General features: G+C 68.7%; 15 protein-coding genes. 8 read left to right on the forward strand and 7 right to left on the reverse strand.

Translation table 11 applies throughout. The features are described from left to right. Position 1 precedes the first annotated feature (1 nt). Positions 2-1,528 (forward strand): nucleotidyl transferase AbiEii/AbiGii toxin family protein, encoded by a 1,527-nt coding sequence (locus AB0M24_RS20150; RefSeq protein ID WP_363769517.1) that lies wholly within the window; start codon positions 2-4, stop codon positions 1,526-1,528. Here AB0M24_RS20150 and AB0M24_RS20155 read toward each other — a convergent pair. Next, entirely contained in the window at positions 1,525-2,181 is a 657-nt protein-coding gene (locus AB0M24_RS20155) for a type 1 glutamine amidotransferase domain-containing protein (protein ID WP_363769520.1), read from the reverse strand. The genes AB0M24_RS20150 and AB0M24_RS20155 overlap by 4 nt on opposite strands. Positions 2,182-2,243: 62 nt before the next feature. On the opposite strand from AB0M24_RS20155, the gene AB0M24_RS20160 reads away from it, so the two are divergent. Further along, positions 2,244-3,131, forward strand: coding sequence for a LysR family transcriptional regulator (locus AB0M24_RS20160; protein ID WP_363769523.1), 888 nt, complete (start codon positions 2,244-2,246; stop codon positions 3,129-3,131). An 8-nt stretch (positions 3,132-3,139) separates the two neighbouring features. On the opposite strand, the gene AB0M24_RS20165 is transcribed toward AB0M24_RS20160, so the two are convergent. Next, positions 3,140-4,624, reverse strand: a complete 1,485-nt coding sequence (locus tag AB0M24_RS20165) for a HAMP domain-containing sensor histidine kinase (RefSeq protein WP_363769526.1) — start codon at positions 4,622-4,624, stop codon at positions 3,140-3,142. Next, positions 4,621-5,298: a response regulator transcription factor gene (locus AB0M24_RS20170; protein ID WP_363769529.1), complete on the reverse strand. Its 678-nt coding sequence runs from the start codon at positions 5,296-5,298 to the stop codon at positions 4,621-4,623. The genes AB0M24_RS20165 and AB0M24_RS20170 overlap by 4 nt, the downstream gene beginning before the upstream one ends. 132 nt (positions 5,299-5,430) lie before the next feature. On the opposite strand from AB0M24_RS20170, the gene AB0M24_RS20175 reads away from it, so the two are divergent. Beyond that, positions 5,431-6,210: a hypothetical protein gene (locus tag AB0M24_RS20175; protein ID WP_363769532.1), complete on the forward strand. Its 780-nt coding sequence runs from the start codon at positions 5,431-5,433 to the stop codon at positions 6,208-6,210. Here AB0M24_RS20175 and lexA read toward each other — a convergent pair. Next, a complete protein-coding gene (gene lexA, locus AB0M24_RS20180; protein WP_363769535.1) occupies positions 6,190-6,843 on the reverse strand; it encodes a transcriptional repressor LexA in 654 nt (217 codons plus the stop codon). The genes AB0M24_RS20175 and lexA overlap by 21 nt on opposite strands. 58 nt (positions 6,844-6,901) lie before the next feature. Between lexA and AB0M24_RS20185 the strand changes: the two genes are divergently transcribed. Both AB0M24_RS20185 and AB0M24_RS20190 read left to right on the forward strand, forming a co-directional pair. Beyond that, positions 6,902-7,468 (forward strand): GNAT family protein, encoded by a 567-nt coding sequence (locus tag AB0M24_RS20185; RefSeq protein WP_363769538.1) that lies wholly within the window; start codon positions 6,902-6,904, stop codon positions 7,466-7,468. A gap of 79 nt (positions 7,469-7,547) precedes the next feature. Then, on the forward strand, positions 7,548-7,976 hold the full coding sequence (locus AB0M24_RS20190; RefSeq protein WP_363769541.1) for an SRPBCC domain-containing protein: 429 nt from the start codon (positions 7,548-7,550) through the stop codon (positions 7,974-7,976). Here the strand turns inward: AB0M24_RS20190 and AB0M24_RS20195 are convergent. Further along, a complete protein-coding gene (locus AB0M24_RS20195; RefSeq protein ID WP_363769544.1) occupies positions 7,910-8,869 on the reverse strand; it encodes a hypothetical protein in 960 nt (319 codons plus the stop codon). The genes AB0M24_RS20190 and AB0M24_RS20195 overlap by 67 nt on opposite strands. 17 nt (positions 8,870-8,886) lie before the next feature. Between AB0M24_RS20195 and AB0M24_RS20200 the strand changes: the two genes are divergently transcribed. Continuing rightward, the gene (locus AB0M24_RS20200; RefSeq protein ID WP_363769547.1) at positions 8,887-9,444 is read left to right on the forward strand and encodes a TetR/AcrR family transcriptional regulator; all 558 of its coding nucleotides are present in this window, start codon (positions 8,887-8,889) and stop codon (positions 9,442-9,444) included. On the opposite strand, the gene AB0M24_RS20205 is transcribed toward AB0M24_RS20200, so the two are convergent. Beyond that, on the reverse strand, positions 9,391-9,879 hold the full coding sequence (locus AB0M24_RS20205) for a MarR family transcriptional regulator (protein ID WP_363769551.1): 489 nt from the start codon (positions 9,877-9,879) through the stop codon (positions 9,391-9,393). The genes AB0M24_RS20200 and AB0M24_RS20205 overlap by 54 nt on opposite strands. Before the next feature lie 53 nt (positions 9,880-9,932). On the opposite strand from AB0M24_RS20205, the gene AB0M24_RS20210 reads away from it, so the two are divergent. Further along, the gene (locus tag AB0M24_RS20210) at positions 9,933-10,739 is read left to right on the forward strand and encodes a DUF4142 domain-containing protein (protein WP_363769554.1); all 807 of its coding nucleotides are present in this window, start codon (positions 9,933-9,935) and stop codon (positions 10,737-10,739) included. A 15-nt stretch (positions 10,740-10,754) separates the two neighbouring features. Then, on the forward strand, positions 10,755-11,876 hold the full coding sequence (locus tag AB0M24_RS20215; RefSeq protein ID WP_363769557.1) for an FAD-dependent oxidoreductase: 1,122 nt from the start codon (positions 10,755-10,757) through the stop codon (positions 11,874-11,876). On the opposite strand, the gene AB0M24_RS20220 is transcribed toward AB0M24_RS20215, so the two are convergent. After that, positions 11,842-12,387 (reverse strand): helix-turn-helix domain-containing protein, encoded by a 546-nt coding sequence (locus AB0M24_RS20220; protein ID WP_363769560.1) that lies wholly within the window; start codon positions 12,385-12,387, stop codon positions 11,842-11,844. The genes AB0M24_RS20215 and AB0M24_RS20220 overlap by 35 nt on opposite strands. Positions 12,388-12,396: the final 9 nt, after the last annotated feature.

Below are 12,396 nucleotides of genomic sequence, written 5' to 3' on the forward strand. Positions count from 1 at the left end.
GGTGTTCTCGGGAGAGTTCGAGTTACATCTGACCGGCTCGGAGTGGCAGGCCGACGAGCTCAAGGAGTTCGCGGAGCGGCACCAGGTCAAGTTCAGCCACATCGAGCTGCACAAGGGTGAGACGCCGGTGCAGCCGATGCTGACGATCGGCGTCAAGGGCACGATCGACGAGGTGCGGGCGACGGCCGAGGGCTGGCGGCGCGAGATGCTGGCGGCCGAGCTGTACGTGCTCCGGGTCAAGATCGAGGCGCCGCCGTGGAACGAGGGCGTGCCGCAGAGCGACACCGAGGCTGATCCCCAGCTGTACTTCGAGCACCACGTGAAGCTGTTGATGTCCGGGAAGTGGCACGACTGGTACGCGGACCTGCTGCGCGCGGTCGACGGTCACGAGGCGCACATCTCCCGCAACGCGCGCCGCATCAGGGAGGACTACCGGGACGAGCGGTTCGTCACGCAGCGGTGCTTCGGGGTGGGTCGCGACACGGCGAAGGCGCGGCTGGCGGCGCTGATGAAGGCGCTGAAACCGTTCGAGGTGCTGGAGGTCGAGGAGGAGTACGTCGTCGACGACGACGCGCTGCACGTCGACAAGGGCTGGTTCGAGGCGCGCTACGACTACGGCAGTCACGACGAGCGGTTGCGGCGGGCACCGGCCGGGGTGGACGGCTTTCCGGACACCTTCCGCCCGCTCGCGATCAAGCCGAGCCACGACATCGAGCAGCGCGCGGTGTTCGACCCCGCGCTCAAGCACCTCCGCCACGCGTTCCGGGCCGGCGACCCGCGGTTCGGCGACCAGGAGCAGGGTGCGCGGTGGATGGGGCAGCGGCGCCAGGCGATGGCGCACCTGCTGCACCTCATCGGCGAGTCGGAGTGGCAGCCGCACCTCGTCCTGCGCGGCAGCGCCGTGATGAAGGAGTGGTTCGGCGACGCCGCGCGAGAGCCGGGTGACCTCGACTTCGTGGTGGTCCCGCGCAGCATCGCGGTGGACGGCCGGGAGGCAGACCGGCTGTTCGACGAGCTCGAGGTGCTCGTCGAGGACAACCCCGGTCCCGGCCTGCGCGGCTACCAGGCCAGGACCGAGCACATCTGGACCTACGAACGGGTGCCGGGACGGCGGATCGTGTTCCCGTTCGACGTCGAAGGTCTGCCGCAGGGCGCGATCCAACTGGACTTCGTGTTCAACGAGCACCTGCCGATCGAGCCCGAGCCGTTGCGGATCGCCGGCACGACGCTGCTCGCCGCGAACCAGGAGCTCTCCCTCGCGTGGAAGCTCCAGTGGCTCGTGACGGACAGCTATCCGCAGGCCAAGGACCTCTACGACGCCGCGTTGCTCGCCGAGCGCACCACCGTGAACACCGGGCTCGTCATGGACCTGCTGGAACCGGAGCTGGGTGCCCGTGCGCTCGACTTCGACCGCAAGACCCTGCTGGAGCTGGACCACGTCGACTGGGACAACGCGCCGTCCGATCTTCCGGTCACGAAGGCCGACGAACCCGTTCTGCTGCAACGGATCGCGGCCGCCCTGGCCTAGAGCATCGAGGCAACGCGCGTCGCGGTGGCCACGGTGGACTGCGGGTTCTGACCCGTCACGAGCCCGCCGTCCACGACCACCGTGCTCGACCACGGCTCACCCGCCACGAGTTTCGCGCCCAGTTCGGTGAGCCGGACGGCGACCGAGTAGGGGACGTCCAGGCCGCCCTGGCGCTCCTCCTCGTCGCTGAACACCGCCATCTCCTTGCCCGCGAACACGAACGTGCCGTCCGGGCGCACCGCCGACAGCAGCCCGGCCGGCCCGTGGCACAGCGCCGCGACCAGCTTGCCGTTGTCCGCGAAGTCCGCCAGCAGCGCGCCCAGCGTCTTGTCGAACGCCAGATCCGCCATCGGACCGTGGCCGCCGGGCAGGTAGATCGCGTCGAAGTTCTCGGCCTTCATCGACGTCAGGTCAGCCGGAGCGCGCAGATCCTCGAGCGAGGCGACAACCTCGTCGAACCGGCCGTCCAGGCTCGCCTTGTCGACGGTCGGCACGACACCGCCCGGCGTCGCGACGGTGACCTCGACACCCGCCTCGCGCAGCACCCGCACCGACTCGACGACCTCCTCGGCCCAGAACCCGGTGGGGTGGCTCGTGCCGTCCGCCAGCGTCAGTGCGGAGGCACCGGAAACAACCATCAGCAGCTTCTTCATGACAACCATGCCATCACAGATTCAGCGGGCACGTCGGCGGAGCTATAAGCTGTCTTATGGCCGTGAAGTTGACAGACCTCGATCTGCTGGCGACGTTCCTGGAGATCTACCGGGGCGGCTCGCTCACGGCAGCGGCGACGAGGCGCGGCCTGACTCAGCCCGCGGTCAGCGGTCAGCTCGCCAAGCTGGAGAAAGAGCTCGCCGAACCGTTGTTCATCAGGGGCGGCCGAGGTGTCACGCCCACACCGCGTGCCGACGAACTGGCGCGCCGCGTCGGGCCGCACGTCGACCAGCTGCGCACCGCGCTCGACCCCGCGCCCGCCCTCGAAGGCACCGTGCGGGTCGGGGGAGCAGCCGAGTTCATGGCAGTCCGGGGCCTGCCCGTGCTCACCCCGTTGATCCGGCGCGGCATCCGTTTCGAGATCACGCTCGGCCTCGCGGACGACCTCCTCGACGCCCTGAAGTCCGGACAGCTCGACGTCGTCCTGTCCGCGGTCCGGCCGGGCGGGGGACTCACCGCGACACCGCTCACCGACGAGGAGTTCCTGCTCGTCGGGCCACCGATCCTGGCCAGGACGATCGACCGCGAGCTGCTGGCGGACGACCCCGCGCGAGCTCTCGAACACCTGCCGCTCGTCGCCTACTCGGAAGAGCTGCCGATCATCCGGAGGTATTGGCGCAGCGAGTTCGGCAAACGCCCGAAGAACCCCACCGCGGTGATCATCGGAGACCTGCGAGGGGTGCTGGCCGCGGTGATCGCCGGTGCGGGGGTGTCCGCACTGCCGCGCTACCTCGTCGAACCCGCGCTGACCGCCGGATCGGTCGAGCAGCTGCACCACCCGGAGATCCCGCCGCTGAACACCCTCTACCTGGTGACGCGCGGAGGATCAGCCGCGGCGGTCCAGGCAGTGGTCGACCACCTGCGAGAGCGCGACTGGGGTGTCCTCTGAGCCGTCGTCTAGCGGGGCAATCTCACCGTGAAAGTGGTGCCGACACCCACCTCGCTCGCCACCGAGATCGTCCCGCCGTGCGCGGTGATGATCTCCCGGGCGATCGCCAGCCCGAGCCCACGTCCGCCCGTGTCCCGGCCACGGGCCGTGTCCGCGCGCCAGAACCGGTCGAACACGAGCGGCAGGTGCTCGGGCGCGATGCCGTGGCCGTTGTCGGCGACCTCGATCACCGCCCACTCCCCGTCGAGCCTGCCGCGCGCCGTGACCACGTCGGCGCCGGCACGTCTCGCGTTGGTGGCGAGGTTGCGGATGACCTGCCGCAGCCGATCCCGGTCCGCCCGCACGACAACGGGTTCCGAGGTCACGACGAGCTCCGACAGGTCCACTGTGGACATGTGGTAGACCAGCGAGCCCGACTCGGCGAGCGCCAGCTCCTGCAGGTCGTCGATCAGTCGTTGCTGCAGAAGGGCTTCCTCGTGCAACGACTGGTAGAGCTCGTCGTCCGCCGGCAGCACCCCGTCGCGCACGCCCTCGATGTACCCGCGGATGTTCGCCAGGGGAGTTCGCAGCTCGTGCGCGATGTCCGCGATCATGGTGTGCTGTTGTTCCTTGATGCGCTGCAACGAGTCCGCCATCGTGTTGAACGCTCGCGTCAGCTCGGCGAGATCGCCACTGTCCTTCTCCGGCACCCGTCCGGACAGGTCACCTGCTCCCACCCGGCGCGTCGACGCCACCAGCGCGTTGATCGGGCGCAACACCTGCCGGCTGATCAGCAACGCCGCGACCAGCGCCAGCAACGCCACCAGCCCGGCGCCGAGCAGGATCGGGGTCAGTGAGATGCGCGGCTGCTGCGGCTGGTCCATCGTCCCGACCTGCACCAGCACGGGCGGTGGCGTGAGCTGCGCGAGCCGGGTCGCGAACTCCCGGTTGACGCACGCCACGTCCTCGCCGCACGCCGGCACGGTCTCGTTGATCTGGAGGTAGGCGTTGTCCTTGGCGCACGTGCCCGAGATCGCCACGGGTTCGAAGCCGGGTACGCCGCCCTCGCGCGTCACGACCCGCACCTTGCCGCCGGTCTTGTACGCGCACCGGGCGAGGTCCAGTTCGCGCTGGAGGTCGACGAGGATCTTGGTCGCGAAGTCCGAGTTGCCGAAGTCCGTCTCCGGCCGGGTCCGCACCGGAACCGTCTGCCGCGGCTCGGTACCGGGCCGCGTGTCGGCCAGCACCGTGCCGTCGGTCAGCGCGACCCGGACCCGTTGCCCCAGCCGCGCGGCGAGCGGCGGCAGCACCTGGTCGATGCCGTCCCACTGGCCCGCCACCAGGCCTCGGATGGTGATCTCCTGCACCACGCCTTCCAGCTCCTGGTAGGCGATCTCGGCGGACTTCTCGACCTGCCGGGTCGCCTCGCGCACCGTCACGAACGCCGTCGCCGCCACCGCGATCACGACGGTCGCCACGACCAGCGCGGCGACCTTCAGCGCGAACCGGCTCATCCGGCGAACTTGTAACCGCGGCCGGGCACGGTCAGCACGTACCGGGGCACCGCCGGGTCCGGTTCGATCTTGCGGCGCAGGTTCATCACGTGCGCGTCGACGGTCCGTTCCTGCACGTTGTGGTCGAACCCGAACGTCTCCTGCAGCAGCTGGCCGCGCGTGAACGCCTTGCCCGGCGCGGACGCGAGCACCCGCAGCAGCTCGAACTCCTTCGCCGTCAACGGCACCAGCTCGCCGCCGATCCGCGCCTCGAACCGTTCGGGATCGACCTCGACGTCGAGCACGCGAATCGGGCCGTCCGCCTCCTCGACCCCGGAGCGCCGCAGCAACGCCCGCACGCGCGCCACCAGCTCGCGCGGGCTGTAGGGCTTGACCACGTAGTCGTCGGCGCCGAGGTCCAGGCCGAGCAGCAGGTCGGCCTCGGTCGACCGCGCGGTCAGCATCAGGATCGGCACCCGCGACTCGGCCCGCAGCACGCGGCACACGTCCAGCCCGTCGACCTCGGGCATCATCACGTCCAGCACCACCAGGTCCGGCGTGCGCGACCGCGCGAGGTCCAGCGCCACCCGCCCGTCGCGCGCCACCAGCACGCTGTGGCCCTCGTGCTCCAGGTACGCCTTGATCAGGTGCGACTGCTTCGGGTCGTCCTCGGCCACCAGGATGCGCGCGCTCACCGCTCAATCTTGCGGGAAGCCTGTGAAAGTTCGATGAAGACGCCGTCCGCACGCCGTGAAATCGTCCAGCCGAACTGGGCCGCGACCGCCTTTTCGTCGTTCTTTCACCGCGGTCGGCCTTGCATCGCCGCCATGAAGCGACTGATCGTTCTCGCCTTGCTGCTGCTGACCGCGTGCGAGGTGCCGGCACCGCCGCCGCGCCCGATCGACCCGCCACCGTCCAAACTGGTCGAACGCAGATGGCACCCGAACCCTGCGCACGTCACCGTCCAGCTCGACGGCGAGTTCGCGTGGGCGTTGCGCGGCAACGGGGTCGAGCTCAGCGGCGGCAGCATCCACACCAACACGGAGTCGATGATCAAGGTGTGGCTCGCCCTCGACTGGGTTGCCTCGCAGAACTCGAACGTGACAGCTGCGGACGAAGCCGCGATCGCGCGGATGATCCACGTCAGTGACGACAAAGTCGCCCAGCGCCTCTACCTGAACCTGGGCAGCGAGGCGAGCATCCGTCGCATGATCACCACGTGTGCCCTGACCCGGACAACGATCACGCCGAACTGGTGGTCCAAGACGCAGGTCACCGCGATGGACGCGGTGAAGCTGGGCGAATGCATCGTGTCCGGGCCAGGCATCAGTCCGGTGTGGAGGGACAAGCTCCTGGAGATGATGCGCACCGTCGCCCCGGACAACCGGTTCGGCATCGCGGAGGCCCCGGCGTTGCAGGGCAAACCGCTCGCCGTCAAGAACGGCTGGACCCTGCACACCACCACCTGGACGGTGACGTGCCTCGCCGTCTGGGAAGGCTGGTCGCTCGCCGTGCTGACGCGCTACGTCGGCAAGACGCACCTGCAGGGCGCCGCCGTCTGCAAGTCGGTCGCCCAGCAGCTGTTCTCAGACGCTCCTCAGCACTGAGACGACGATGCCGAGGATCACGGCGTTGTCGCCGTCGATCACCGGGTAGTCGGGGTTGCGCGGCTCGAGGTACACGTGGCCGTTGCGGCGCTGGTACACCTTGACCGTCGCCTCCTCGTCGATCATCGCGGCGACGATCTGCCCGCTGTACGCCTCCTGCGCCTGCTGGATCACGACCGTGTCGCCGTCGCAGATCGCGGCGTCGATCATCGAGTCACCGCGCACGCGCAGCGCGAACACGTTGCTGCCGCGCCCGACCAGGCCGCGCGGCAGGCTCAGCACCTCGTCCACGTGCTCGATGGCCGAGATCGGCGTACCGGCTGCGATGTCACCGACGACGGGCACCGAGATCGAGTCGTCCGAGAGCCGCGCCGTCGCCGTCTCGTGCAGGAACACCCGCACGTCCATCGGCCGCGTCACGCTCGACCCGCGCTTGAGGAAACCCTTGTCCTCCAACGCCGACAGGTGCTTCGAGACGCTCGACGAGGACTTCAGGCCGACCGCGTCGCCGATCTCGCGGGTGCTGGGGGAGTAGCCGTGCTCGACCACCCAGTCGCGGATGGCGACCAGGATCCTCTGCTGGCGTTCCGGCAGCACCGTCGTGTCTAGCTCAAGATCGTCGTAGGCGGTCACCCGGCAGATAGTAGTAATCCGGTTGCCGGACACGAACGGGTGGCCCTTTGATCAGCGGATGAGCTCATCCTGGGTGGGGAACGTCGTCCGTCTGCGCGCTGTCGAACCGGAGGACTGGGAGTCGTTGCGGAAGTTCGACCAGAACACACTGGACATGCGGAGGGCGGACAAGGTCCGGCAGCCGTTCTCGGACGCGCGGCAACGCGAGTGGGCCGAGAAGGCCTCGCTCGAGAAGCCGGACGACGATGCGTTCCAGCTCGCGATCGAGTCGCTGGCCGACGGCGTCTTCGTGGGCACGGTGGCGACGTTCCTGACAGACCACCGCGCCGGCCGGTTCGGCTACGGCATCTTCATCGGCGGTGACCACAAAGGACGCGGCTACGGCTCAGAAGCGGTGACGCTGCTGCTGAGCTTCATGTTCGCCGAGCGGCGGTTCCACAAGTGCGAGTCGAGCGTGTGGGCGTTCAACGAGCCCTCTCTCGCGTTCCATCGCAAACTCGGGTTCAGGGAGGAGGGCAGGCTGCGCGACCACGAGTTCTTCGCCGGACGTCACCACGACGCGGTGATGTTCGGGATGACCGCTCCCGAGTTCGTCGACCTGCACCCGTTTCCGATCGAGGTTTGATGCAACCTCGGGGTTGCACATCGCTTCGGTGATGTGCAACTCTGGGGTTGCACATGTTGGCGGACGTTGGGAGTGTGTCGTGACTGTGGACCGGATCGAACGCGAGACCGTGATCGAGGCTTCTCTCGACCGCGTCTGGCAGCTGGTGACCGAGCCGGGGTGGTGGGTCGCCTCCACGCCGTCGGGCAGCGCCGTCGAGGGTGAGACGACGCTGTGCAAGAACGACACGTACGGCGACTTCCCGGTGCGGGTCGAGACCGTGACGCCGCAGACGTTCGTGTCGTACCGCTGGGCCAGCGCTTTCGGTGGCGCCGACCTGACCGCGGACAACACGACGCTGGTCGAGTTCACGCTGACGCCCGAGGGCTCCGGCACGCGGCTGCGCGTCGTGGAGAGCGGGTTCGCGGCGCTGGCCGGCTCGGAGGAGCTGCGGGCGAAGGCTCACGAGGACAACTCGGGTGGCTGGGTCGAGGTGCTGGAGGCGTTCCAGAAGCGGGCCGAGAGCTGAGGGTTCTCCTGGAACCTCCGGATGAACTCACCCATGACCTCGGCTGCCGGGCCGTGGCGTTCGAGGATTCCCTGTGGAACCTCTCCGAGGGCGTGCCGGAGCCAGCGCACCAGGTAGGTCGACGTGTAGAGGCGGTCGTAGTCCTGGTGCTCGGCGAAGAAGCGGACTTCGTCCTTGGACAGGTCGAACCCATCGGAGATCGCGAGGCCGTAGTCGGCGAAGTAGAGCTGTTCGCCGTCGGTGAGGATGTTCTGGAAGTGGCCGTCGAAGTGCAGGAGGCCGCGGGCGTTCATGAAGGACGTCCCGGCCTCCAGCTGCTTCTCGACCATGGCGAGGGCGCTCTCGTCGCTCGGGTCGAGCCAGTCGTGCAGGTTGTGCGGGAAGTGCTCCAGGAACAGGGCGATGCTCGCTTCGGCGTCTCGCACGGCCTCGATGCGGTCGCGGATCTTCTGGCCGCCGCCCCAGTAGCCGACGGCCTTGTCCACGTCGGCGAGTTCCTCTGGCAGTTCCTGGCCGGGATGCGGCAGCACTCGCCAGTGGTACATCAACGGGAAGCCGTCGTGGTCGCCGGCGAGCACCCAGTCGGTCGTCATCGTGTGCGCGGCCAGCTCGCGCCAGGCGCCGAAGCCCGGTGCTCCGATGAGGCCTACGCCGTAGTGGCAGAAGGCCGGCAGGTCGAAGAGGTTCGCGGTGGAGCCGGCGTTGCGCAGCTCCAGATCGGTGAGCGGGAGTCGTTTGACGAAGACCTTCGTGTCGTTGATCCGGAGAAGCGCCGACGTGCCGCCGATGCCGGATCCGAGCGGCTCGGCGGCTGCTATGAGGTCGCGCAGCTCGTGATCGCTGTACTGGGACAGAGCGGTGGACGTGGTGTGGAAAGCCCCCAGGCGTGACATACCTCTAAGTTAGTCAGGTGCCCAAGTCTGTCGATCGCGGTCGCCGCACCCGCGAACAGTTGCTCGACGCCGCCGCCCAGCTCGTGGGCGAGGTCGGCTGGGGCGCGGTGACGACGCGTCTGGTGGCCGAACGCGCGGGCGTCAACGCGGCGTTGGTGCACTACCACTTCTCGTCGGTGCCGGATCTGCTGTCGACGGCCGCGCTGCAGTTCGCGGAGAGGGTGCTCACGGAGTCCGCGGACGTGTTGCGGGCGTCTGAGCCGTCAGTGGGTATCGAGCAGATGCTCGAAGACCTCTCTCGCTACACCGGTACGGATCCGCAGTCGCTGCTGTTGTCGGAGGCGTTGCTCGCCTCGCACCGGCTTCCTGAGCTGCGGACCTCGCTGGCCGCGCTGGTCGCGGACTTCCGCGGTCGCGTGGCCGAGTGGCTGCGTGCGGCCGAGGTGAAGGACGCCGACGCCGTCGCGTTGTTGTTGGGGGCGGCCATCGACGGGTTGGTGCTGCACCGCGCGTTGGACGAGTCAGTCGACTTTCGCGCGGTCGCGGGTCCGCTCCGGCGTCTCGTCACGGGCTGACCAGCGGGGTTCGCCGCCGGCGTCGGTGAACGCGGTCAACGCCTCGACCAGACCGTGCCGCAGGTGCTCCGGCATGCGCGCGACGATCGTGCTGATCTCGGCCCGCCTGCGCGCCATCACCTGGGTCACCACCTGGCGGCCCTCGATGCTCGGCACGACCACGACCTCGCGTTTGGTGGCGGGGTTCTGCTCGCGCTCGACCATGCCGGACGTGATCAGGCGGTCGATCATGCGCTTCGCCGTGGACGGGTTGACCTCCAGGAGGTCCGCGAGCGCGGTGAGCTTCATCGGGCCGCGGCTCTCCAGCAGCACGAGCATCCGGAACTGCGGCAGCGTGAGCGTCTCCTCGACCGCGGCCAGCGAGCGCGCCGACACGGCGACCAGCAGGCGGGACGCGGTGAGGACCGCGTCGGTCAGGTCGTCGACATCGCTCACTCGCCTAGTTCTACAGGGTCCGACTTTGGTAACGAACAGATAACCATTGCACTGTGCAACGGACGACGGGTGCCGGTCTGTCCGTACCTCCCGGCATGCGGATACTGCTCATCACCTTGCTCGTCCTTCTGGTCGGTGCGCCTCCCGCGTTCGCGCAGGATCTGGGGCCCGACTACACGCCGACCGCGTTCGGCCCGATGGGGCCCGCCGGTCGTGACCTCCTGCAGAAGGTGGCGCTCGCCGGGTTGTGGGAGGGGCCGTCCGGGCGGATGGCGCTGGAGAAGTCGGCCAACCCGAAGGTGCAGGAGGCCGGGCGCCACCTGATCGAGGGGCACGCCGACCTGGACCGCCGGACCGTCGAGCTCGCGCGGACGTTCAACGTGCAGCTGCCGACGCAGCCGAACGAGTCGCAGCAGGGCTGGCTGAACGAGATGACGGCCGCGCCCGCTCGCAGTGCCGAGTTCGACAAGGTCTTCGCGAACCGGCTTCGCGCCGCGCACGGTGTGGTCTACAAGTTCCTCGCCACCGTGCGGACCGGTACGCGCAACACCGCGATTCGCGACTACGCCAAGGTCTGCATGGAGACCGTGCTCGACCACATGACGGTGCTCGAGGCGACCGGGCAGGTCGACTTCAACGACACGGAGGCGATCCCGTTGGCGCTGGTCGCGCAGCCTTCGACCGCCCCCTCGGTGTCGCTGCCGCCTCGCGTCGCGGTACCCGAGGTTGCGACCTCGGCGCAGCGGCAGCCGGACGACGGCATCCCGGACGGGCTGCTCGGGCTGGGTGTGGTCGCGGCCGTGGTGGCCGGGCTCTGGTTCTGGACCGGTGGGCGGAGCAGTCGAAAGATGCACCCGTAGTGCTAAGTTGGGCATATGCCTAAGTCGAGTGCCCAAAGAGCGTTGGTGGTGGGAGCGGGGATCGCCGGGTTGACGACGGCGTGGTGGCTCGAGCGCGCGGGGTGGGAGGTGCAGGTCGTCGAGAAGGCGCCGTCTTTCCGCGCGGGCGGCTACATGATCGATTTCTTCGGGCCGGGTCACGAGGTGGCGCGGCGGATGGGGTTGCTGCCCGCGCTGGAGGCACGTCGTGCGCCCATTTCCTCGGTGACGAGCGTGGATTCGCGGGGACGGAAGCGGGCGGAGATCTCCACCTCTGCTTACGAAGCGGTGGCGGACGGGGTGATCAGCCTGCTGCGCGGGGATCTCGCCGCGGCGATCCGGGATGATCTTCGGTCGCCGATTCGTTATGGTGCAACGGTTTCTGCTAGCGACTTCGACGACTTCGATCTGGTGGTGGGTGCGGATGGCGTGCACTCGCGGGTTCGAGAGCTCGTGTTCGGGCCGTCGTCGCAGTTCGTGCGGTATCTCGGGCATCACACGGCCGCGTTCTCGTTCCGGGACGCGGAGTTGAGCGCCCGGATCGGCTACCGGTACCAGATGCTGACCGTGCCGCACCGGATGATCGGCTGCTACGCCGTGCGGGACGGGGCGATGGCGGCGTTGATGTTGTACCGGTCCGAGTCCTCGGCCCTGCCCGCGGATCCGGCCGCTGAGCTGCGATCGCGTTTCGGTGACCTCGGCTGGGTCGCGCCCGAGCTGCTTTCCGTTGTGCCCGAAGAGATCTACTACGACGAGGTGTCCCAAGTGGACATGCCGGTCTGGCATCGCGGCAAGGTCGTCCTGGTCGGCGACGCGTGCGGGGCGGTCTCCCTGTTCGCGGGCCACGGGGCGTCGCTCGCGATGACCGGCGCGTTCGTGCTGGCAGAGGAGCTTGCGGCCGGCGTGGACGGCGCCTTCGAGCGTTATCAGGCGCGGATGAAGCCTGTCGTGGCGGAAACGCAGGCGTTCGGGCGGAAGTTCATCGGGTGGATGGCGCCGACGTCGGCGTGGCGGATCTCGGTGCGCGACATGGCTTTCCGGCTGTCCGGGCTGCCGGTCGTGCGGCGGTTGATCCGCGGTTCGGTCACACCCGCAGTACCCGCAGACATAGTCGCGTGAGGACATCGCGCAGCTCGTCGTCGGTCAGGTGACGCAACCCCGCGATCACCGGGCCGACGTCGCTCGCGAGGAACCACGCCGCCTTCTGGTCGTCGGTCGGTTCATCGCCGTAGAGCAGCCGCATCGCCTTCTGCGCCAGCGCGTCGAGGTCCGCGTTGATCCGCTCGTTGCGGCGCACGCTCGGATCGGTCTGGCCGAGTGGTGACAGCGCCCGGTTCTGGACGACCTGGTCGACGAACCCGGCGACCAGGTGCTCCAGTCGCGCCCGCTTGCCCTTGATCTTCGCGGTCTCGTCGATGAGCTGCTCGAAGAACGTGATGCTGTTGTCCAGCAACGCTTCCAGGATCGCCGACTTGGTGCGGAAGTAGTAGTAGACGTTCGCCTTCGTCACGTCCATCTCGTCCGCGATCGTCTGCAGCGACGTCGCGTCGTACCCGTGGGTCGCGAACAACCGGCGCGCTGTGACGAGGATCTGGGCGCGGGTGCGTTCGGCTTGGGCGGCACGGGTCATGCGGCGATG

Origin of the sequence: Lentzea sp. NPDC051838, assembly GCF_040681245.1 — a bacterium.
Classification (GTDB): Bacteria; Actinomycetota; Actinomycetes; order Mycobacteriales; family Pseudonocardiaceae; genus Lentzea.

What these genes read in the sequence shown, in the direction of transcription:
- AB0M24_RS20155 (WP_363769520.1), bottom strand. Translation starts at nt 2,181, where the DNA reads ATGAAGAAGCTGCTGATGGTTGTTTCCGGTGCCTCCGCACTGACGCTG.
- AB0M24_RS20165 (WP_363769526.1), bottom strand. Translation starts at nt 4,624, where the DNA reads ATGAGCCGGTTCGCGCTGAAGGTCGCCGCGCTGGTCGTGGCGACCGTC.
- AB0M24_RS20175 (WP_363769532.1), top strand. Translation starts at nt 5,431, where the DNA reads ATGAAGCGACTGATCGTTCTCGCCTTGCTGCTGCTGACCGCGTGCGAG.
- AB0M24_RS20185 (WP_363769538.1), top strand. Translation starts at nt 6,902, where the DNA reads ATGAGCTCATCCTGGGTGGGGAACGTCGTCCGTCTGCGCGCTGTCGAA.
- AB0M24_RS20195 (WP_363769544.1), bottom strand. Translation starts at nt 8,869, where the DNA reads ATGTCACGCCTGGGGGCTTTCCACACCACGTCCACCGCTCTGTCCCAG.
- AB0M24_RS20215 (WP_363769557.1), top strand. Translation starts at nt 10,755, where the DNA reads ATGCCTAAGTCGAGTGCCCAAAGAGCGTTGGTGGTGGGAGCGGGGATC.
- AB0M24_RS20220 (WP_363769560.1), bottom strand. Translation starts at nt 12,387, where the DNA reads ATGACCCGTGCCGCCCAAGCCGAACGCACCCGCGCCCAGATCCTCGTC.